Genomic DNA, 19788 nt, shown 5'->3' on the forward strand with positions numbered 1-19788 from the left:
TCTCCCGCCGCAGCCGGGCCAGCTCCTCCTGCTCCGACTCCTCCAGCGTTCCGCTCCCGTTGCCGTTGTACTGCTCATCCAACCGGTCCATCCGCACCCAATTGTGCAGCGTGTACGGACTGATCCCCAGATCCCGCGCCACCTGCGCGACGGGCTTGCCGGTCTCCTTCACGATACGCACCGCGCCCGCCCGGAACTCCGGATCAAAGCGCCGCCGCGTGACTGCTGCCACGACCAAACCTCTCCCGGTTCGGTCTCCACGCTACGAGGGGAAGGCCATCCAGCCGGCCCTGAAGGTGTGCCTGCGTCTGGTCGCAGCCAGGGACGTAGCGGATGCGCCAGCAGGGAGTTTTGCGCATGAAGAACCATGCGGTGATGCATCCTCTGTCTTCGGCCTCAGCCAGAAGCGGGGCGAGATGGGTCACGGCGGTGTGTTCGGCTTCAGCCCAATCATGGAAGGTGACGTTGACCTGCCGCCACGGGCGAGCATCCATGCGGTTGACTCCAAGTCAGCCCAAGAGCAGGAAGGTGTCCCAGCCCGACACCACGGTGCCGGTGGCGAAGGAGTGCAGCGCGAGCGCGGCCCCGGCGGCGCCGTCGAGAAGTTCCAGCGTTGCGGGGCGGGCGAGTTGCGCGGCGAGCCGAGCGGCTACATGCGGGAGTTCGTCGCCGAGCTGGGGAGTGCGGGCGTCGGAGGCCATCCGCCAAGCGGAGTGGAGCAGTCCAGCCGTGCCATGGCACAGGCCGATCTCCGGGAGGCGATCAAGTTGGGCGGGATCGCGCAGGTTGGCGAGCATCGCCTCTTCGGCGGCCTCTGCCGCCTCTCGTCGGCGAGCGCCAGGCCGGCCAGCTGGTGGGCGCGAGCCGTGCCGCTGATCCCGTAGCACCACGACGGCCGGGGGCGCTGCGAGGGGTCGGTGCGTTGCTCGCGTACCTGCTCGATGGTGATCACACCGGGCCACCACGCGGCTGCGTTGTCCTGCTGTCGCCAAGTGTCGGTCCAGACGCAGATGCGTTCGATCGCCTCTTTCGCGCCGGCCACGCCGACGTTGCGGATCACAGCCAGGGACAGCAGAGCCAGCGCCGAACAGATGCCGTGGGACATGCCCAGGTTGCCATGCCCGTGCGGATAGTCCGAGCTGGGCTCCCCATCGGGTGCGACGGTCGTCCACCATGGGGGCAGCTCGCTGCCCGCGTGCAGTGGCTCGGTCAGGCGCACCAGGTAGGACAGCACGTCGGCTGTGATCGGGTGGTCCGGGTGGCGGCTGAGGTGGTAGGCGCCCAGGCCGGCCAGCCCGCGAACCAGGTCGAACTCCTTTATTTCGGGTTGCTCGCCGCGGACGATGCGCGTGTGCGCTGCGGTCAGGCGGGTGCGGGTTATCGACGTGACCGCGTCGTCCAGGCGCTCCAGCGCTCGCTGGTAGCGGCCTGTGGTGCCCGCGGCCGTGTACATGGTGAAGGCCAGCGCGGGAGCGCCGAAGAACAGGCTCGTGTTCGCCGCCTTCGTCAACGCGCCGGAGGCGGCCACTTCCAGCCAGGCTTGCGCGATCTCTGGGTCACCGTGCCCAGAGCGGGCACGCTCGATGTGCAGCAGGGCGATTCCCGCCGCTCCCGCCCACAACGACTGCGGCCAGACTTCAGGCCGTCGCCTGGCGGCTGGGCGGTCCACGGCTGCGGATCGGCCAGCGACGTGGCAATGACATCGGCTACGGCGAGAGCGGTTCTGTGTGACTTGTTCATGACCTGCTCCTCTTGGGACGTGCGGTCCAGCTCAAGGCGGCGGCGCGGGCCAGGTGCAGGCACGCCCGCTCGCTGGCCGGCGACGTGCCGGCCATGCTGACGTGGTGCAGGTGCAGCAGATCGGGCAGCACGGCAGCCGGGGGAATCGTGCCCGCCTCCTCGAGTGCGCGGCGGTAGGAGGCGAGTGCCTTCCGGCGGCGCGCCCACCAGGAGACGATCTGCTCGCCTTCCAGACAGGCGGCCAGGGCCCCGTGATCGCCGGGTCGGGCCAGGCGTACGGCCTGGTCGTAGATAGCCCGGTCGGGCGCGGAAGCATCGGCTTGGGCATGGCTGAACAGCCATCGCATCGCCGTGACGTGGTCGCCGAGGAAGGCGGAGGCGATGTCGAGCAGGCTGGCGGCGGTCAGGGCGTGCAGGTGGGGCCCTTTCCGAGCAATGATCGCGGTCAGCTGGGTGACGACGGTGGCCGAGTCGGCGGCGAAGTAGGCCTCGGCCGCGTCCATGGTGGAGGGGCCGCCGAAGCGCGCGGTTTCCGGGAAGTAGGTGTCCCACTGCACGCGCGACGTCAGCCCGGCCTGGCGCACCCGCTCGCTCCACGCGGTGACCTCGGCAGCGGCGTCGGCGTACGTGTGGTCAGGCACGGTGAGGCGGATACGGAGATGGTGGTCGGGGTCGTGGTAGCGCAGGAACCACCACCGCGCTTCGCTGCCGAGCGTTTCCACCAGGCGTGGAAGGTGGCGGATGAGGATGGCGTCGTGCCGGTCGGGGTGGCAGTACAGCTTGAGCGACAGCCGCCCATTCTGGCCCGGTAGGTGACCGTGGTCGCGGAAGGTCACCTCGTTCGGGAGCCGGGGCGGTTCGGCAGGCTGGCCGGTCGCGGCGAGAGGGATCACGACCTCGTGGGCGAGCCCGCCGATCCACCCTGCCGCGTTCGCGTGGGGGGCGACGCGCAGCACCGCGGTGCCGGTGCGGTCGACCTGGGCGCGCAGCAGGACGCGGTGCGCAGGCTCGCAGAGGTCGAGCCGCAGGTGCTGGTCGCCGCCCCCAAGACTGACCGTTTCCGGCAGCGCCACCATCTCCAGCCAGGCGGTGAAGGCGTTGTCCCATTCTGTCCAGTCGGCCGAAGGAGTGGGCAGGTCGGCTGCGGTGAGCCGCCACCGGGCGGGGGAGATGATCGTGCGCTGGTAGCGCAGCGCGGGGACGAACGGCAGCACCGATGCGAGACCCCAATCGAAGCCTGCGCAAGGGATCTGGAGAGCGTGTGGCGCTTGGAGGATGAACCGCGTCAGCGGGTGCGTGTGCTGGATCAGATTGACCGCGTTTAAGATCACCGGCTCGACGGCGTGGCGACGCGACAGTGACACCAGGTAGATGCCGTGGTCGGCGGTGACAGCGAGGTCATCCAGCGCGAGTACGTGCGTGCCGCCGGGGTGGTCGCCGACCGGTAACACCTGCGGCAGCACTTGGAGAGCGCGGGCGACGTTGTCGGTGCCGATGTACGGGGCGGGCGCCGACACCTGGACGGCGAGCGCCTCCCGGGTGCTCGTGGGCATGCCCGCGTACAGGGTGCTCATCCGCTGCCGATGCTCGTCATCGAACATGTCGAGGAACCGGCCGGTGATGGTTCCCGCGGCGCGTGATGCCCCGACGATGGTGAGCGTGAATCGGCCCTCGGCCAATGCCGCGGTGCTGGGTGCGTCGATGCGCACGGTCAGGTCCGTGGAGGGTTGAACCGGCGCGTCCGGGGCCACCCGGCCGAGGTCGGCGATCATGGTGTCGTCGAGCAGGATCTCGCGCTGGCGGCGCATGGCGGCGTTGTGCGCCAGCGCCAGTAGCTTACGGTCGCGATCCGTCAACGCCGCCTCCTCGGGCACGCGGTCGCCGTCGTCGAACCCCGCCGGGTAGCCGAGCCCGATGTCGGCTTCGACCACGTCTCGGAGCGGAACCAGGGCGCGCGGCCCGTAGCGGTCCAGGAACCGTTGATGCCAGGCCATCCAGCCCGTGTTGAGGGCGGGGAGGTTGGCCAGGCGGACGATCGCGGCCGCTGCTGTGGCGGCCTCTGCCGCGACAGCCGCGGGGACTGTCACCTGCGCGTCCAGGCGCAGATCGACCGCGAGCGGGGGACGCTCAGTGGGTTGGATAGCCGCCATCGCGGCCACCGCGCGCGCCCTATGATCGGCCGCCAGAGCGGCGGGTACACGGTCGTGGTCGTCGAGCTCGCCAGCGACGTCGCGTAGGACCTTGACGATGTCGGCCACCTCGCCGATCTCGTCCGCGTTCACCGCCTCCAGCTCACGTAGGAGGCGCCGGAGCGGATCGCAGGCCGGCATGGGCGGGCGCAGGCTGGTGAGCAGAAGGCGTTGGGCCACCAGCTCGGCCACGAGTGCGTCGACCATGCTTTCGGCAGTCCGGGGGAACGGGGCCGACAGCCCGTCCATCAGATCAGCGACTGGGAGCGGATCACGCGCCAGCCGGAGCGCTGCCCGTACGGGGCCGGTGGCGCGCACGCTCACATTCCCTGGTGCGCCGCCCGCTTCGGGGCTGGCGCGGTGCTCGAGCACCAGGCGGCCGTCCCGCTCGAACGCGAGGTTGTTGGCGACCACGGTCAAGCGTCGCCGGAGCGCTTTCTCGCCCTCCAGCCGCTGAACGACCGCGGCGAGCCATTCGGCTGTGACACGGGCTATCGGACGATGTGCGTCCCCGATGCGCGCCGCAGGCAGATCAGTCGCCGCGCTGATGCGAGCCGGAGCTACCCCGGCGAACAGGCCGAACGGTGTCGCGCGGCCCGAGGCACGCAGCAGGTAGCGCATCACGGACAACACGGCACGGCGCACACTCTGATCAGAGATCGGCTCTCCGGAGCAGATCTCGCGTACGCGCCGTGCCAGATCCGGGCTGGCCTGCTCCACGGCCGCCGCGAAACCGGGTATCTGCCACGTACGTGCCAGCCAGGTTCTCCACGAGGCGCTGTTCGCGCCCTGGTGGGTCAGGCCGGGCCATGACGCGACCTGCTGGTGTGGCGGCCAGGCGGCGGCCCGCAACACGGCGGCATCGAGGTATCGGTACATGATCCGCTCTCGTGGCTGGAGGGTGGCCCGGCCGGACGGTGACTCGCGCCGGCCGGGCGCTCGGGTCATCAGGTGACGGGGATCTGGGTGCTCACTTGCAGCTGACGCACGCTGTTCCGCAGGTCGAGTTGCATCCGTCGTCGGTCATGCGGATGAGTTGTTCGGCGGCCACACCGGACTCGACGATGGACACGTCCAGATCGGCGAGCCAGTCGGCGTCCCAGCCGTCGGTGTCTTTGCGTTCCGGTTCGGACGGTGCGAGCGTTGCCGTACTTCCGGGAGCGCGGGTGGTCATGACGGTTCCTCCTTTGTTGGGGTGGGCGGGATTCCCCGGTGCTCGCCAGGGAAGATCGGCCGATTTCCCCTGGGAGCCCGGCGGTTTAAGGCCAGGTGACGACGACGGTCCCGTGCCGCTTCGCCACCACTCCCGGGGAGAGGACCGGCGGGTCGGAGGGCTTCGGATGTACCGGATGGACGCGGCGCCGCGGCGGTAGTGCTTGTCCGCCCACCGGCGCAGCAACTCCGCGTAGCGGGCGGCGAGGTCCTCGGCCGCTGGCCCGTGGGCGTAGACGCCGCTTTCGTATCCGCTGCTCATGTCGGCGTTCGGTCGTGCGGCCCGGTAGGCGAAGCTGTCGCCTCTGATCAGGACGGGCACGCCCTTGAGTGTCGAGGGTGTGAGCAGCTCCAGGTCGACGATCGTCTGGTCGGCGTACAGCAGCGCCATGTCCGCATCGTTCGTGAGCAGGAACAGCATCTGCTCGTCGGGCATGTCGAACACGGCGCCGGACCAGCGTTCGATCCTCGGCAGATGCAACGCCCGGCGCAACGCGTCCGCATCAACGCTGAGGCTCTCGTCGTCGAGGCACACCACCACGCCGTCGTCGATCGTGATGGTCCGCTCGGTGTGGGACCCAGCCCCCTGGACCGGCACGAAGGAGCACAACCCGTAGGCGCGGCTGACGAGGCCGGACCTGTAACGCTCGAAGACGATCCAGCGGGTCGTCCCCTTGAATCTGAGCGGGACGACGATCCGGCCGTCGTCGGCGAGCTGCTCCAGCCATGCGGGTGGGATGTCCCAGAATCCTGCCGTGCCGATCACTCTGTCGAATGGGTCGGCTCCGGGAACGCCTTGCTCCGCATCGCCCAGCATCACGTTCACGTGGTGGTAGCCCGCTTCGTCGAGGAAGGTACGGGCCCGCGCGACGATGTCGGGGTCGATGTCCACTGTGGTGACGTGTCCGCGGTTACCGACGAGCTCAGCCGCCAAGGCCGCGTTGTAGCCGCCGCTTCCGTATTCGATGACGCGCATGCCGGGTTCGATCTCGGCCGCTTCCAGCATGGTGGCTTGGAGATGGGCGGCGGAGACGACGCTGAGATGCCTGCCGCCGTTGGGGCCGGCCTTGACGATTGGCGCGTGGTCCGGGGCGTAGGCGGTTTGCAGCGTCTCGCCCGGCGTGAACACGTGACGCGGCACGGCGGCGACGGCCGCCGCCACGGCCTCGGACCGGATGGCCCCCTGATCGCGCAGTTCGCGCACCATGGCGTCACGTAGCTCGGCGGCGTCCTGGACGTCGTTGTCGGTGGTCACGGGCAGGTCCCCTCTTGTCGGTTGTGATGGGCAACTGGTCGATGATGGCTGTGGGCGGGTTCGCAGTGCCGGTTAGCCGCGCTGACCCTTGTCCTGGAGGAAGGTGTCGGGCTCCGGCTTCTCCCCGCGGCGCAGATGCTCGTCGCGGTGACGCTCGGCCAGAGTGATGTAGAGGTCCATCGCCTGCCGGTGAAGGCCGCGGCCGGTCTCCTCGTAGCCACCGTCGCCGGTGGAGCGCAGTACGAAGAAACGGCCGCCCTCGGAGGCGAGTTCGAAGGCTCCGCAGCAGGATGTGCAGCTGATGCGGAGGATGCCGCCGGTGGTGTTGTACGTCTCCCACGCGAAGCTGGAGGGCTCAACCTCGGATTCCGCGGCGTGTGTTGGATCGCGTTGGCCACCTGCGTCGGACGTGGGAAGACGGCGCCTCGTCATGGCTGGCTACTTCCCCGGGACGGAACGGTGCGAGCTCGGACGAGCGGACACCAGCGGAAGGTCCGGCATGCGCCAGCCGGGCGGCGCCACCCGGTCCATCAGCATGAGGAGCTGGCTGCGGACGGCGGCCCGGCACATGATGCCGCCTGGAGGGCAGTGGCCCCGGTAGTAGGCGACGAACGCTCGTCCGTGGAGGGAGTACTCCACGTGGAACCATCCACGGGCGGTCTGCTCCAATTCCTGGACGTCTTTGCGTGCTGACTCGTCAGCGGCGGCTTCAACTTCGCGCGCCAACATCGGTATCTCCTTGGGCTTGGGTGGTGGTGGCGCAGGCCGGAGCCGCTGCGGAGGCTCCGGCCTGCGCCAAAGGTGCGGGGCGGCGGGGACGACGACACCGGGCACACCCCGCACGTGGGCGCGGCACAGCACAGCCCTCCCGGGTGGGGCCGCACTGGTACGGGTTGCCGCGCCGGCATCGTCGGCTCCTGGTCAGAGCCTGGTCAGCAGGTGCGCCAGCCATGTGCGCCCGACACGGGCCAGGCGCATCTCCTCGGGGCGGCGGACCTCGTCTCCGTGCTCGGCGCGGTGCAGCCGGACCAGCGTCCACAGTGCGGTCAGTCCGGCCACCTGGACGGCAGGCAGCTCTTTCCACGCGGGAATGCCCGCCAGCAGCGCTTCGGTGTGCTCGACGCTGTGCCCCGCCTCAACGAAATAGGGGGCGAGGAACACCAGATCCACCCCGGCGGCGCCTACACACGCGTGCGACCAGTCCACCGCGTAGACGAGCTGGTCTTTGATGCGCAGATGCCGCGGGCTGAGGTTGCCGTGCAGGAGCGTGTCGCCCTGCAGCGCGTCCAGGTCGAACCGTTGAAGCGCTGACATGAACAGATCCCGCCCGCGCAACCGGGTCGGGGCCCTGCTGAGCATGCGATTGGCCGTCGCCCACATGCTGGTGACCAGATCGACCACAGACCGGGCGCGCTCGTCCGGGCAGGGGGTGAGGATCTCGCCCAGCCGCTGCACGGTGTCCAGGACGAGTGGCACGTCCACCGCTTTCGGATCCGGTGACAGGTACACGTGGTCGGCGTTGTCGTTGATGAGCTCGTATGCCAGCAGCATCCAGCCGTCGGCTGCCGTGGTCCACAGCAGGCGGGGCGCCGGCGCGTCCAGGGGCAGGCTCAGACTCGCTGATCGCTCCCGTTTGTAGAGCGGCAGGTCCGGGCCGGCCAGCGGGGTGGCCCTGAGGAACACGTCCTGTTGCGCGCCATGCACGTGCAGGGCGAGACCTGGCCGGGAGGTGCTGATGGGCTGAATCCGGTCTATCGCTCCGGTGTGCGCTTGCACGATGAGGCTGCGGACGGCGTAGGGCAGCTTGTTCAGTTCGGCAAGGTCGCGCACAGTGACCTCCAGGGGTCGAGAAGATGCTGTTGGCTGTCTCGCACCCCAGGGAGAGGAACTGGCTCGTCCCTGGGGTGCGAGACAGGGGGTGCGACATGGGCCACCGCCTGTGCCTTTGGGCGGCACTGCGTGGCCGGAAGGGTCATTCGGATCAGCCATACGAGAAGTGCAGGATCGCCGCCCGCGCGCGGGGGCGCGTGCCCGGCTACGTCTTGCTTGTTCACCCGACCACACCTCCCGGAGGAAGCTGGAGGAGACGATCACGCGCGGGCGCTGGGATGGCACGGCCACGGCAGCGTCTGGCCGACGTCCATGTCGTACTCCGGAAACGCTCGAAACCTCGCGACTGGTCACAGCTTCCGGCCCACCGCGCACAGGCAGAATCGGTCATCGGCCCTCGCGTTGATCATGCCTTCGGTCGGCCGCCACTGATCCAGAAAGACCAGCCCAGGCTGGATCAGCTCGAAGCCGTCGAAGAACCGCTGGATCTGCTCCGTCGTCCGCGGCACGACCGAAGCACTGGCCTTGCGGTGCGCGTACTCTTCGGCACCTGCCCGCGCGACACCGTCCGGGTCGTCCCACAGATGGGACAAGATCAGATAGCTGCCCGGCGCCATCCGGTCGCGTACTGCCTCCACCAGCTTCTCCGGGCGGTCCTCGTCGGTCAGCAGATGCAGCATGGCTACCAGGAGGAACGCGGTTGACTGGGAGAAGTCGATGTGCGCACGCAGGCCGGGGTGGTCCAGGATGTTCTTCGGGTCACGCAGGTCAGCCTCGATCGCGATCACGTCAGACCTGATGCCGGCCAACAGGGCGCGGGCATGGACCAGCACGATCGGATCGTTATCGACGTACGCCACGTGCGCGTCTGGGATGGTCCGCTGCGCGACCTCATGCACGTTCGGCGATGTGGGGACGCCTGTGCCCAGATCGACGAATTGCCGGATGCCGGCTTCGACGACCGCTTCCGTTGCCCGAACCAGGAAGGTTCGATTCGCACGTGCTGTGGTGCGAGCGTTCGGAGCCACTTTCAGAACCTGCTCGGCCAGCTCCCGGTCGGCGGCGAAATTGTCCTTGCCGTCAAGGAAGTAGTCATACACCCGGGCGATGCTGGGCGTGTTCGGGTTCACACCTGACGAGGGCGATGGGGTGCGGTCATCGGTCATCGAGGGTCTCGTGCGTTTGTGTCGGTTGCGAGGGTGCCGTTCTTCTCGTCTGCCAGAAGGATGTCCTGATCTGCGGCGGTCCGTCGTGCTCGGTCATGATGACCTCCTGATCGAGGGCGAGCGTGGTAGTGCGGTTGTTGAACTGGTCGGCGAGCTGGTGCGGAAGAGGTGCACGATCGACTGCTGGCGGGCCAGGGCGGACGACAGTGCGTAGGCGTCCGGCCCTCGTATGAACGCGGCCACCCCGGCCTGTCGCATGGGCTCGGTCGTGGCGATCCGCAACCGTGCCTCCCAGCATTCGCAGCCGGACCCGTCTCTTCCGCGGACGATCTCCCATCCGGGTACGTGCGTCGCAGCGCGGACATATTGCCGGTGCGCGAGGATGGTCGCGTTCATGTGGGGATCTCCCGCATCAGCATGGGTGAGGACCTGCCTTTCTGATCAAGGGGCACACCGGGGGCCTGCTCGGCGGGGATTGCGCGTTCCGGTGTTGGCTACGGCGACTTGCTTTGCTCCTGCTCTATGAGGAGGTCGACGAGGCTCATGGCGGTGGTGGCGCGGAGATAGGACGCCAGGCTGGTGTTCCGTTCGGCGCCGGTGGGGTAGGAGCGGCGCGCGGCCCACCAGAGGCCGGTGTCGCTTCTCCACACGCCCCACGCGGGGAACTTCTGCTCGAGCTCGGTGGCGACCGCATCGTCACCGAGCGCTACTGTTCGGTCGCCGAACTCAGCCTGTGTCACGCTAGACAGAGTCATACTGGAGAGCGAGACGAGCTTTCAAAGGGTCTGAAAGCGGGTGTGGGCGTGACCGAGACGATCGGAGTCCGGGTCGCCGGGCTGCGCAAGCTACGCGGATACAGCCAACGTGGCCTCGCCACACGCGCGCACGTCTCCTACAGCCTGCTCACGAAGGTGGAATCCGGGCATGCGCCCGCGAGCCCGGCGTTCATCGGTGCCGTGGCGCGGGCACTGAAGGTAGATGTTCCCCGCATTACCGGTCAGCCTTATCAGGAGCCGGTGAGCCAGGGGCAGCGGCTCCAGGCCGTCGTCGAGCCGTTGCGTCGGGCCCTGCTCACTCAGGATCTTCCGCCGGAGGAGGCGCCGGAGCCGCGGTCCTTGGCGGAGCTTCGCAAGGACGTCGAGGAGGCTTCGCAGTTGGGCCGGCAGGCTCGTTACCTGCGGCTCGGGGAGATGCTGCCTTCCCTGCTGGAAGAGCTGTCCATCGCCGTCCACCACAGCGACGATCCCCGTCTGCATGCGCTGATGGCCGAGGCGTATGGGGGCGTGTCCGCGCTCGCCCACATGCTCGGATACCAGGACATGCGCGGCATCGTGCTGGAGCGGATCGAGCGTGAGGCGCAGCTGAGCCGTGATCCGCTGCGGGTCGCGCGTACGCGCTGGTCGCGTGGAGTGTCTCTGCTCGCGGTCGCCGCCTACGAGCAGGGGCTGCGGCTGATGGAGCAGACGCGGCGCGGCCTCGGCGACGACCCCGAGCGGATGGAGCCTGCCGCTGCGGCGCTGTACGGGTCGTTGCATCTGAGATCGTCCGTGCTGGCGGCGCGCTCCGGTGACGCGGACCTGTCGGATGAGCATCTACGGCTGGCCGGCCATGCCGCGCAGTCGCTGGCCGGTGATTCGACGAACTACTACGGGCTGGAGTTCAGGCCGTCCAATGTCGCGCTGCACGCGGTGTCGGCGGCCGTGGAACTGGAGGACGGGGCCAAGGCGATCGAGCGGGCGTTGCCGCTGTACAAGGCTTTCCCGGTGGACCTGCCGCCGGTGCGTGCCGGGCATCACTGGATCGACGTGGCCCGTGGCTGGTACTACCACGGCGATCGGGGGCAGGCGTTCGACGCGTTGCGGAGGGCTCGTTCGGCCGCACCGCAGCAGGTGCGGAACCATCCGATGGTCCGGGAGCTTGTGCAGACGATGGCGAGCACGGGAGCGCGGCCAAGCGAGGACCTACGGCGCTTCGCGGCCTGGCTAGGCCTGGTCTGAACACACGTCGGTACTGGCCCAGGAGCTGATAACTCGGCCACTCGGATGACCAGTCGTAGGCCAATGGGCGGCCGCTTGAGAGTGGCTGGCCAGGGGGTTGGTACAGCCCCAGCCCACAGGGGCGCAGAGTCGGCCAGTCGCCACCCCGACTCATGTGGACGTAGCCCTTCTCTTCAGAAGGCGGGTGGGGCGCCGATTACGTGGTGAATCACTCAGCAATTCTTTGAATCATATTCCCTCGCCTAGTGATTAACTCTCTCTCTTGAAGTCCACGCTGATAGTTCTTGTTGAATTCCCCCTGCTCGGCGATGGTGGCTCGCCATTTATTGTGCCAGGAATAATGGTAAAGACTCGCTGGATGTCGTTGATCGGGGCTCCGTTTCGAGATGTAATTGAAGAGTTCGAAGGCAGTCGCGCAACAGTGCGCAGCAGAAACGGGGGCAAGAAATGTCGTACACAGCTTCTGGAAAGAGCGTTCCGGCCAACATTCTCGGGGAGAGCCTCGTGCCGGAGGATATGGCGCGAGTGACGCCAGGGGACTGGGCGGAAATCCAGCGGCTGGCGCGCGGTTACTGCCGTACGGTGGACGCCACGCGATCCCGTAAGCGCATGGACGGCAGCGCCACGATCGTCAAGCAGGGGCACGCGCCGTATGGGACGGACGACGTCTCCGACGACGTCACCCAAGATGCGGTGCTGCTCTTCGCCCACAAACTTCGCGACATCTCCGCGTCGTGCCGCAAGGCTTCCGACAGCACGACGGATGCCCCCGCGTGGGTCTACGTCCGGCGCGACGGGGGCGAGATTACGGTCTCGCGTACGACGCTGCACCGGTGGGCCGTCCGGGATGCCGCCGCGCGGAACGGCTACCGGGTTGATGTGCCTCCGACCGAGGTCGACGCCACGCCCGGCGCACAGCTCATGCGACCGGTGCCGCACGTGGAGAGTGCCACACGGGCGGCTGAGGCGTTCTGCCTGGCTCAGAACAGTGCCGTCATTTTCCGGCAGGCGTTCGGAGATGGCGGTGACTTCCCGACCCTGCGAGCGATGATGAAGATCGCTGGGCAAGCCGATGATCTGGGGCGGGCGGGGGTTCTGGGCAAGGTCGCTCAGGAACGATACGGCGGTGCTTACGGTTCCCGCCGGGCTGTGATCCGGACGCGTGACACCGCACGGGCCGAGTGGCAGGAACTGTCCGAGCGCATTGACGATGCCAGGGACACGCTCAGGTACGAGGGCGAAATGACGCAGGAGTAACCCGAAGGCCATAAGAAGAGGGCTCCAGAGATACTCTGGGGCCCTCTTCTTATGCTCTTGCTAACTGTGGTGTCCTGAGCGAAAGATTCCCCGAAAGGAGCCGAGTAGCGGACGGTTGGGCGGGCGCGGTAGCCGTATTTGAGTGAGGGGAGATTCGCCGGTACGCGCCTAACACGATCGGTGTTTCTCGACCATACGGTTCCTGGGCAAACGCCTGCCGTTCTGCTTGACGCCACGCGAAAGGAAATCATCGAGCGCGGACGGTTGAGCCGTTTCGTCAACCGTATTTAAGTGAGAGCAACTTCGCGACATTGCAGCGTCGCGAACGTGTCCGAGATTCTCGGCAATCTCGCTTACCCATCTCTTCACGCGCGCGCGGCAGCGTCCACATCGCGCTGCGCTTACGTCCAATCCGCCCGGCCATCTGCCGGGATTTCTCATGTCTGGAGGTTTTCCATGAGCGCTGCATCCAAGCTCACCAACACCGTCACGATCAAGAAACTGGCCGACGTGGTCGCCACCGTGCCGTACCTGCTCGGCTTCCACCCCTCACAGAGTCTCGTGGCGGTGGGTATCGACGACGCGAAGGTGAAGGGCGTCGTCCGCCTGGACCTGACGCAGGACCCTGCCGAGGTGGCAGCGCGGACGAGCCATCTGGCGAACGTGCTGGCGGGCAACGGTCTCCACCATGCGCTGCTGGTCGGCTACGGAGCTGGTCCGCAGGTTACTCCGATGATGGATGCCGCCATGGAAGCCCTGCCCGGGAACGGGGTCGCCGTCTGCGAGGCGATACGCGTTGATGAGGGGCGTTACTGGTCCTACATCTGCTCGGATGTCAGGTGCTGCCCTCCGGAGGGGGTACCGGTCGATCCCTCCAGTAGCGCGCCTGCCGCTGCTGCCGTGGTGGCCGGGATGCGCGCGCTTCCCGACAAGGCGGCCCTTGCTGCAACCCTGGAGCCGCACCAGAACTTCGACCAGGACCGCGCCGAGAAGATCACGCGGGAGGTCTGCGCCCAGGCCAGGAAGGAGAGCAGTCCGGGCGATGACTGGTTCGGCGACGGCGTGAAGCGGGTCGTGGCTGCGCTGGATCAGGTTCAGGCTGGAGGGCATCTTGACGCCGAGACGGTGGCCTGGCTCGGCGTGTGCCTGACCGCCAAGCCCGTACGCGACATGGCGATGACGTACGTGCTGGAGTACGACACAGAGACGCATGTGCGCTTGTGGACCGAGGTCGTCCGCAAGGTTCAGCCCGCGTTCGCCGCCGCTCCCGCAACGCTGCTGGCGTTCGCCGCGATGTGCCGGGGCGACGGGCCGCTGGCGAGCGTCGCGCTCGACCGGGCTCTGTCGGTCACGTCTCACTACACGCTCGCGCTCCTGCTCGTCGAGGCGCTCATGGTGGGTCTGTCGCCGTCCGAGGTGCTCGGGCGTGACTGGAGCCAGATGGCCGACGACATCATTGCGCAGGTACGAGAGCGGCCCTCGGCTGCCTGGCCACTGCTCCCCGAGGGCTGGTGATCGCCCTGTCGGCGGTCTGATCCGCCTTCCCGACGCGGTACCCCACACAGCCAACCCGCCGCCGCTCCCCGGGAAGGGCGCGGCGGCGAGCCTTTCCCGATCAACCGAACGCCGCCCTGACGTGCCGGAACGAAAGGATTCCCGATGGACGGCTGCGACGTGAACGACCTCGTACCCGAGATCGCCAGGCATCTGCACGGCTACAGCCCAGAGACCCTCTGGGGGACGCCGTACCTGATGGGACCGGACGGCGCGCGCCTGGCCGTACACCAGCTGATGGGCCGGACAGAGTGGATCGTGGTCACGGGCCTCTACCCAGTCGAGTCCTCTGACCTGCGGCGCCATTCGATCATCGTGGTGACCACGCGTGGGCCGAAGCACATCGCCAAGAAGATCAACCGCCGGCTCCTGCCGAAGTACGTACGCGATCTCAAGCAGCAGCAGGCCAGAACAGCCAAACACACCGCGCGAACCGATCTGGTCGAGACCCTGCTCGCCCTGCTGCCCGGGCACGCCGTCACCGCTGCCGAGCAGGAAGCCGCCGTCCGGTGGCGACTCGGGTCCATCTACGGAGTCTTCGAGGTCCGCGACCACGCCACCAGCATCGAGATCCGCAACGCGGACCGCGAGCTCGCCGAACGCGTCGCGTACGCGATCAACCAGCGCGCCACCTGAGCGCACCAAGACACATCCGACGGGCACCGGTTCCGGCCGGTGCTTCTCCGTTCTCCTGGTCAGAGAGGAAGCACAGCATGTCCCGTGAATCCCTGGAATGGCTGAACACCAACACGCTGATCGGCCACACCGACAAACGCGGCAGCGCCTGGCACTACCGGGCGAGCATGCAGGCGGAGGAGCCCAACCACTACCCGGGGCCGATTCCGGTCGACGACGTCAAACGGCGCCTGTTCGGCTGGCAGGCGCTGTCGAGCCCGGTGTACGTGGAGGATCCGCGCGGAGGGCTCGCCCAGGTCCCCGGACGGCAGGCGATCCTGCGCAGCGACAACGGCCACGTCATGGGGATCTTCTCCGACGGTTATGAGCCGCATCCGTACGTGGAATGGCTCGTCGGCAACATCTCCCGCCTGCTGGACGCGGACCTGTCGATCGGGTCGGCCGGACTGCTCAAGGGCGGCGCGGTCGCCTGGGTGTCGGTCGAAGTGCCCGACAACATCCACACGCCTGAGGGGGTGGAGTTCCGCCCGCACCTGTTCGGGGCGACCTCCTTCGACGGGTCCCTGTCCACGACCTTCAAACGCGCCATCACGAACATCGTGTGCGACAACACGATGGCCGCCGGGCTCGCCGAACGCGGCCAGCAGATCAAGATCAAGCACTCACGGCACTCGAAGTTCCGGCTGACCGAGGCACGCCAGGCTCTGAACATCGTCTACACCCTGGCCGACGAGTTCTCACGCGCCGTCGCAGACCTGTGCCGGATCCCGGTCAGCCGGTGGCAGTGGAATGCCTTCCTGGACGCCCACGTCCCGATGCCCGCCTCACCGGGGCGCAGCCGGACCATGGCCGAGAACAAACGCGACTCTCTGACCAGACTCTGGAACCACGACCTTCGGGTGTCGCCATGGCAGGGGACGGCCTGGGGAGTGGTCCAGGCGGTCAACACCTACACCCACCACGAGCAGCACGTACGCGGCGCCGACCGTGCCGAACGCAACATGCTGCGCGCGGTGACCGGAGGCGTAGACGACCTCGACCGCGACACTCTGCGCACCCTGTCCACAGCCTTGGACCGGCCGCTCACCTTCGCCGGTTGACGACACCCGACCTGGTAGGGCTCCTGCACTCGATATCCCCGGGGTGGGAGCCGTACCGGCTGAGAGGGGAACACCTGGTGGTGCTGACGACTGATGGCCGGGAACGCGGGCGTGCCGCTCGCGTCCAGCGTGGCAGGCCGCGACCGAGGGAGAGACGGCTGAGAAGCACAGAAAAGCGCGCACTCCGCATTCGGCGAACCCGGTCCCGGGCGGATGGCACGATACGGGCTGTCGGCGAGCATCCGTAGGATTCGGCGCGCGATCTCTCGGTGCCTGCCTACGCCCAACCCAGCCGACCAGCCTTCGCGCCTGAATAGCGCCACGCCGGAACCTTTCGGACGTTCTGAAGCCCTTCTCCGCTCACAACGACCTGTACCGTGTCGGCGGACGTGAAACGGGCCAGCACTGCAACTGGCGGATAGACACCCCGACACCTGGAGGAAGACGGACGGCGGGACGACCGACAACATCGTTGTCGGGAAACGATCAGGCGACTGTGTGGAGGGCGGCGACTCGGGTGGGCCGGTCTACACCTTCCGCAGTGATGGATCGGTGGTGGCCAAGGGCGCTGGCCGCAGGGAGCAGCCCTGTGATCGGCGATTGCGTGATGGCATTCACTGATATCACTACCATCCGCGAGGCGTACGGTGGCGACGTGTTGAAGCGCAAGTAAGGCAGGCTCTCTCCTTCCATGGTGACTTCTCGACCCCTGATGCTCGCGCTCGCGTGCACAACTGTGATCACAACAGGATGTGCCGCGTCCACGTGGCAGGACGTACGCGTCGCGACCCTGTCGCCGGACGGTAGAACGTTGACCGTCGAGCTGACCTTCGGTGCGCCCGACGAGACCGGTCGGCCGTGCGAGCGGGTGACGGACACTGAGGTGGCTGAATCGCCTTCTCATGTCGTCGTCGGGGTTGAAGTGGATGCTTCCTGCCGCCGTAGCTGGCCCTGGGAGGAGGAGATGACCAACATGGTCGGACGGGCTCATTACGTGGAGCTAAAACTGACGGAGCCGCTGGGCGAACGGACCGTCGTCAACACGAGCAATGAGCCCGTCACGGTCAGCCAGGAGCGGTGAGACGGGTCACCTACGTCTCACCCTCCATGGCGCTTTCTCGCCCGGAGTAGCAGCGCCGTACTTCCCCCGCGTAACGAGGTTGGGTCATGCCCAAGAAATGTGCAGCCCTTCGCTCGAAGCGCTGCAGTTCAATGTGCGACCCGGAGAAACACTTGGATGTGTTGACAACCCCCGTCGCTGCCTGCTCTTCATCTGGCTCGGCTTCTTCGGCATCGGCTGGTACGGTCCCCGGGTCGCCCTACGCCGCCGAATCGGTGCCGCTGACGGCGCCCCAGTCTGGCTATGGCCGTCAACCAGATGCCGGTCATCCTGGCGCCACCCGTGCCCGGCCCGCTCACAAACCTGACCGGCAGCTTCGCGCCCGCCTGGGCGCTGCTCGCCACGCTGACCGCTGTCACCCTGACGACGACACAGCTCAGCCATACTCGTGAACGCCCCGGAAACGCTGGTTCAGTAGGGGTGCCATGAGTGAGCAGGGCCGGAGGGGACATGAACGAGGCGACCGCGCATCTGCTGTTCGATGTGGTGGAGCGCATGGAGAAGAACATCATGGCGCGGGAGTGCCCGGCGATCGTCGTCATGCAGGGCGCCGTCAAGTTCGTTCTGAGTGATTACGACTACCTGCGCGACACCGGCACGGCGGAGGCGTTCGAGGCCAGGGCGGCAGAGAAGGCTGGGGAGATCGACGCCGTTCGCTGGGTGCTGGCTGTTCCGCAGGTGTGGCTCTTCGAGCCTCCTGACACGATCACCACCCGGGCCGTCTCCAACCATCCGTTGCGGGAGGGGGAGCAGGAGGCGATTACGTGGATGAGCTTCGATCGGGGTGACGGTGTGGACTACGGGCGAGTGGCGTACGTACGCCGCCCGAGCGGGGAGCCCGTCTTCGAAGAGCCGGAGATGTTCGAAGTGGGTGTCAGGCCGGAGGAGACCATGCCGGGCTTCGTTCTGCTGCAGCGGTTCCTGGCCGATGAGTGAGGGCCGGCTCCGAGGAGTCGACCCTCGACCGACTCGAATCTGTTGTTCGAAGGCAGACTGAAACGGTCACGGAGAGCTTATCGCCTGTCACTGGGGCTGTCCGGCTTCACGCAGAGGCATGCCATGGATTGGCTCGGACCCTTCCTCAGGCGACCGCCAACCGGAGCTGGGACATCTGGCGGGTGCTTGGCCTCGCCGCGCTGGTCGTACCGGTCATAGGGCGGGCCGTACGACTCCGATGAATTGTCGTTCGCGGTAAGGATCGCCTGCCCAGGTGTCGATGCGTACGGTGCTGCCGGTGGAGGGGGCGTGCACCATGTGGGTGGCGTCGACAGCGATGCCGACATGGTGGATCGTCGCCGGACGGGCGGGGTCGCGGGCGAAGAAGATGAGGTCTCCTGGGCGGATCTGGCTCCTGGGGATGCGGGCGCCGGCGTTCCACTGTGGGGCGGTGTGGCCGCCGATCCGGACGCCGACTTTGGCCCAGGCGTATTCGGCCAGGCCGGAGCAGTCGAACCCCCGGATACGCGCTCCGTGTTGGATGCCGAAGCTGGGGCCGTCGGGGCCGCCGCCGCCCCAGGAGTACGGGACGCCGCGCATGTTCAGGGCGGCCTGCACGGCGATCAGCCCGCGTTCGGCGCCGGCCAGTCCTTCGATCGGAATCACGTCGGGGAATTGTTCACACGGCCCCGGATCGCACATCGCCGTGCTCGTGGTGGCTGTGAGGTAGGCCCCTCCCGCGAGTCCGGCGAGCAGGACGACGCCGCCCATCAGACCGGCGGCTGCGGCGATGATCGAGGCCAGACCGGTTTCTGCGATCAACCGCGCGCCCCTGCTTGCGGCCAGTGGTTGGAGAGTTCTGCCAGGCGTAGACGCTGGTTCCGGGCGTCGTGGGGAAGCCAGACGGGACCGTGCGGGCTGGGACCGGCGACAGCGGTGGCGCATGGCACGCCGGTCTGGATGGCCCGCGGCTGGAGCCGGTCGTGCAGGGTGCTCTCCCTGCGCGTGGAGCTGGTCAGGAACAGGACGGGCGTGGTGATGCCGGTGGCGGCGGTGAGGGCGGCGTAGCCGTCCAGTTTGGCCACGACGCGGCCGATGGTTTCGGTGCCGGTGTCGTATTCGAGGAAGAAGTCGATGGTGTGGCCGTTCTCGGTCCAGCGGCCGTAGGCGTCGGGGCGGACGTGGGTGCCCCACTGGGTGGCGCAGCGTCGTTCCGTCCACCAGGTGTGCAGGTGGCATCCGCTGGTACGGCGGGCGGTGCCGTGCAGGTGGGCGAAGACGTCGTTGGTGCCGACGGTGTGGGCGAGGCGCTGGCTGTAGGCGATGGACAGGACGCGGTCGCGGCGGTAGCCGAACTCGGCCGGTTCGGTGCTGTCCTCGGCGGCCAGGATGACGGCGCCGCTCTCGCCGAGCACGTAGTGCCAGGGCGCGGAGCCGGTCGGCGGCCTGGGACGGAAGCGGTCGAGGACGCCGATGTGGTGCAGTTTGACCAGGCGGTGGCGTGCGGTGGTCGGGTCGTTGAAGGCGATGCGGGCGAGCTGGTGGCTGGTCAGGACCTTGTGGGTCCAGATCAGGCGGAGCAGGTGCCGGTCGCGGCTGGTGAGCCGGCTGGCGAGTGAGGCCATGACGGCGGTCGTGTAGTGCTCGTTCATCCGTGGACGTCTCCTCCTGTGCTGGGCTGCTGCCGCGGGTCGTCCTGCGGCAGGGCTTCGGGACGGCCCGGGGTACGGCCGTGTGCTCGGGCGGCGGCGGCCCGGACGCGTATGGCCAGGTCGGTGTCAGGGGTGGGGAGGGGG

Annotated in this window: 21 protein-coding genes; 8 read left to right on the forward strand and 13 right to left on the reverse strand. The window is 67.8% G+C overall.

Features of this window, described 5'->3' with window-relative positions:
• From GUY59_RS38755 to GUY59_RS51020, 11 genes are all read right to left on the reverse strand, one after another.
• On the reverse strand, positions 1-232 hold a 232-nt coding region (locus GUY59_RS38755; protein ID WP_161714921.1), incomplete at its 3' end, for a transposase.
• Complete coding sequence (locus GUY59_RS51555) at positions 204-494, reverse strand: thiopeptide-type bacteriocin biosynthesis protein (protein WP_138207721.1); 291 nt, start codon at positions 492-494, stop codon at positions 204-206. The genes GUY59_RS38755 and GUY59_RS51555, both read right to left, overlap by 29 nt.
• A gap of 15 nt (positions 495-509) precedes the next feature.
• Positions 510-701, reverse strand: coding sequence for a hypothetical protein (locus tag GUY59_RS47920; RefSeq protein ID WP_201761852.1), 192 nt, complete (start codon positions 699-701; stop codon positions 510-512).
• Positions 650-1669: a lanthionine synthetase C family protein gene (locus tag GUY59_RS38765; RefSeq protein ID WP_201761853.1), complete on the reverse strand. Its 1020-nt coding sequence runs from the start codon at positions 1667-1669 to the stop codon at positions 650-652. The genes GUY59_RS47920 and GUY59_RS38765 overlap by 52 nt, the downstream gene beginning before the upstream one ends.
• A 67-nt stretch (positions 1670-1736) precedes the next feature.
• Positions 1737-4877 carry a lantibiotic dehydratase gene (locus GUY59_RS38770; RefSeq protein WP_201761854.1) on the reverse strand — a complete coding sequence of 1047 codons (3141 nt, stop codon included), beginning with the start codon at positions 4875-4877 and terminating at the stop codon, positions 1737-1739.
• A gap of 22 nt (positions 4878-4899) precedes the next feature.
• A complete protein-coding gene (gene fxlM / locus GUY59_RS38780) occupies positions 4900-6396 on the reverse strand; it encodes a methyltransferase, FxLD system (protein WP_201761855.1) in 1497 nt (498 codons plus the stop codon).
• Between the two features lie 72 nt (positions 6397-6468).
• Positions 6469-6828, reverse strand: a complete 360-nt coding sequence (locus tag GUY59_RS38785; protein ID WP_138207725.1) for a hypothetical protein — start codon at positions 6826-6828, stop codon at positions 6469-6471.
• Between the two features lie 6 nt (positions 6829-6834).
• The gene (locus tag GUY59_RS38790) at positions 6835-7125 is read right to left on the reverse strand and encodes a hypothetical protein (RefSeq protein ID WP_138207727.1); all 291 of its coding nucleotides are present in this window, start codon (positions 7123-7125) and stop codon (positions 6835-6837) included.
• Positions 7126-7317: 192 nt separating this feature from the next.
• A complete protein-coding gene (locus tag GUY59_RS38795; RefSeq protein WP_138207729.1) occupies positions 7318-8226 on the reverse strand; it encodes a hypothetical protein in 909 nt (302 codons plus the stop codon).
• A 350-nt stretch (positions 8227-8576) separates the two neighbouring features.
• Positions 8577-9392 carry an SAM-dependent methyltransferase gene (locus GUY59_RS38800; RefSeq protein WP_138207731.1) on the reverse strand — a complete coding sequence of 272 codons (816 nt, stop codon included), beginning with the start codon at positions 9390-9392 and terminating at the stop codon, positions 8577-8579.
• A gap of 494 nt (positions 9393-9886) precedes the next feature.
• On the reverse strand, positions 9887-10132 hold the full coding sequence (locus GUY59_RS51020; protein WP_161714922.1) for a hypothetical protein: 246 nt from the start codon (positions 10130-10132) through the stop codon (positions 9887-9889).
• A 63-nt stretch (positions 10133-10195) separates the two neighbouring features.
• On the opposite strand from GUY59_RS51020, the gene GUY59_RS38810 reads away from it, so the two are divergent.
• The 8 genes from GUY59_RS38810 to GUY59_RS38845 all read left to right on the forward strand — a co-directional run bounded on the left by GUY59_RS38810 (position 10196) and on the right by GUY59_RS38845 (position 17992).
• Complete coding sequence (locus GUY59_RS38810; RefSeq protein WP_161714923.1) at positions 10196-11389, forward strand: helix-turn-helix domain-containing protein; 1194 nt, start codon at positions 10196-10198, stop codon at positions 11387-11389.
• A 447-nt stretch (positions 11390-11836) separates the two neighbouring features.
• Complete coding sequence (locus GUY59_RS38815) at positions 11837-12646, forward strand: hypothetical protein (protein ID WP_161714924.1); 810 nt, start codon at positions 11837-11839, stop codon at positions 12644-12646.
• Between the two features lie 327 nt (positions 12647-12973).
• Complete coding sequence (locus tag GUY59_RS38820) at positions 12974-14161, forward strand: DUF4192 domain-containing protein (protein WP_138208415.1); 1188 nt, start codon at positions 12974-12976, stop codon at positions 14159-14161.
• Positions 14162-14305: 144 nt separating this feature from the next.
• On the forward strand, positions 14306-14836 hold the full coding sequence (locus tag GUY59_RS38825) for a hypothetical protein (RefSeq protein ID WP_138208414.1): 531 nt from the start codon (positions 14306-14308) through the stop codon (positions 14834-14836).
• Positions 14837-14913: 77 nt separating this feature from the next.
• Positions 14914-15936 carry a DUF932 domain-containing protein gene (locus GUY59_RS38830; protein WP_138208413.1) on the forward strand — a complete coding sequence of 341 codons (1023 nt, stop codon included), beginning with the start codon at positions 14914-14916 and terminating at the stop codon, positions 15934-15936.
• Between the two features lie 811 nt (positions 15937-16747).
• Positions 16748-17017: a hypothetical protein gene (locus GUY59_RS38835; protein ID WP_138208412.1), complete on the forward strand. Its 270-nt coding sequence runs from the start codon at positions 16748-16750 to the stop codon at positions 17015-17017.
• Positions 17018-17299: 282 nt separating this feature from the next.
• Positions 17300-17485 carry a hypothetical protein gene (locus tag GUY59_RS38840; RefSeq protein WP_138208411.1) on the forward strand — a complete coding sequence of 62 codons (186 nt, stop codon included), beginning with the start codon at positions 17300-17302 and terminating at the stop codon, positions 17483-17485.
• Between the two features lie 21 nt (positions 17486-17506).
• The gene (locus GUY59_RS38845; protein ID WP_138208410.1) at positions 17507-17992 is read left to right on the forward strand and encodes a hypothetical protein; all 486 of its coding nucleotides are present in this window, start codon (positions 17507-17509) and stop codon (positions 17990-17992) included.
• Positions 17993-18205: 213 nt separating this feature from the next.
• Here GUY59_RS38845 and GUY59_RS38850 read toward each other — a convergent pair whose 3' ends face one another.
• Complete coding sequence (locus GUY59_RS38850) at positions 18206-18814, reverse strand: C40 family peptidase (RefSeq protein ID WP_161714925.1); 609 nt, start codon at positions 18812-18814, stop codon at positions 18206-18208.
• A complete protein-coding gene (locus tag GUY59_RS38855) occupies positions 18811-19644 on the reverse strand; it encodes a replication-relaxation family protein (RefSeq protein ID WP_236667919.1) in 834 nt (277 codons plus the stop codon). Before GUY59_RS38855 ends, GUY59_RS38850 begins: the two co-directional genes overlap by 4 nt.
• Positions 19645-19788: the final 144 nt, after the last annotated feature.

It is taken from the genome of Nonomuraea sp. K271, assembly GCF_009908215.1.
Classification (GTDB): domain Bacteria; phylum Actinomycetota; class Actinomycetes; order Streptosporangiales; family Streptosporangiaceae; genus Nonomuraea; species Nonomuraea longispora.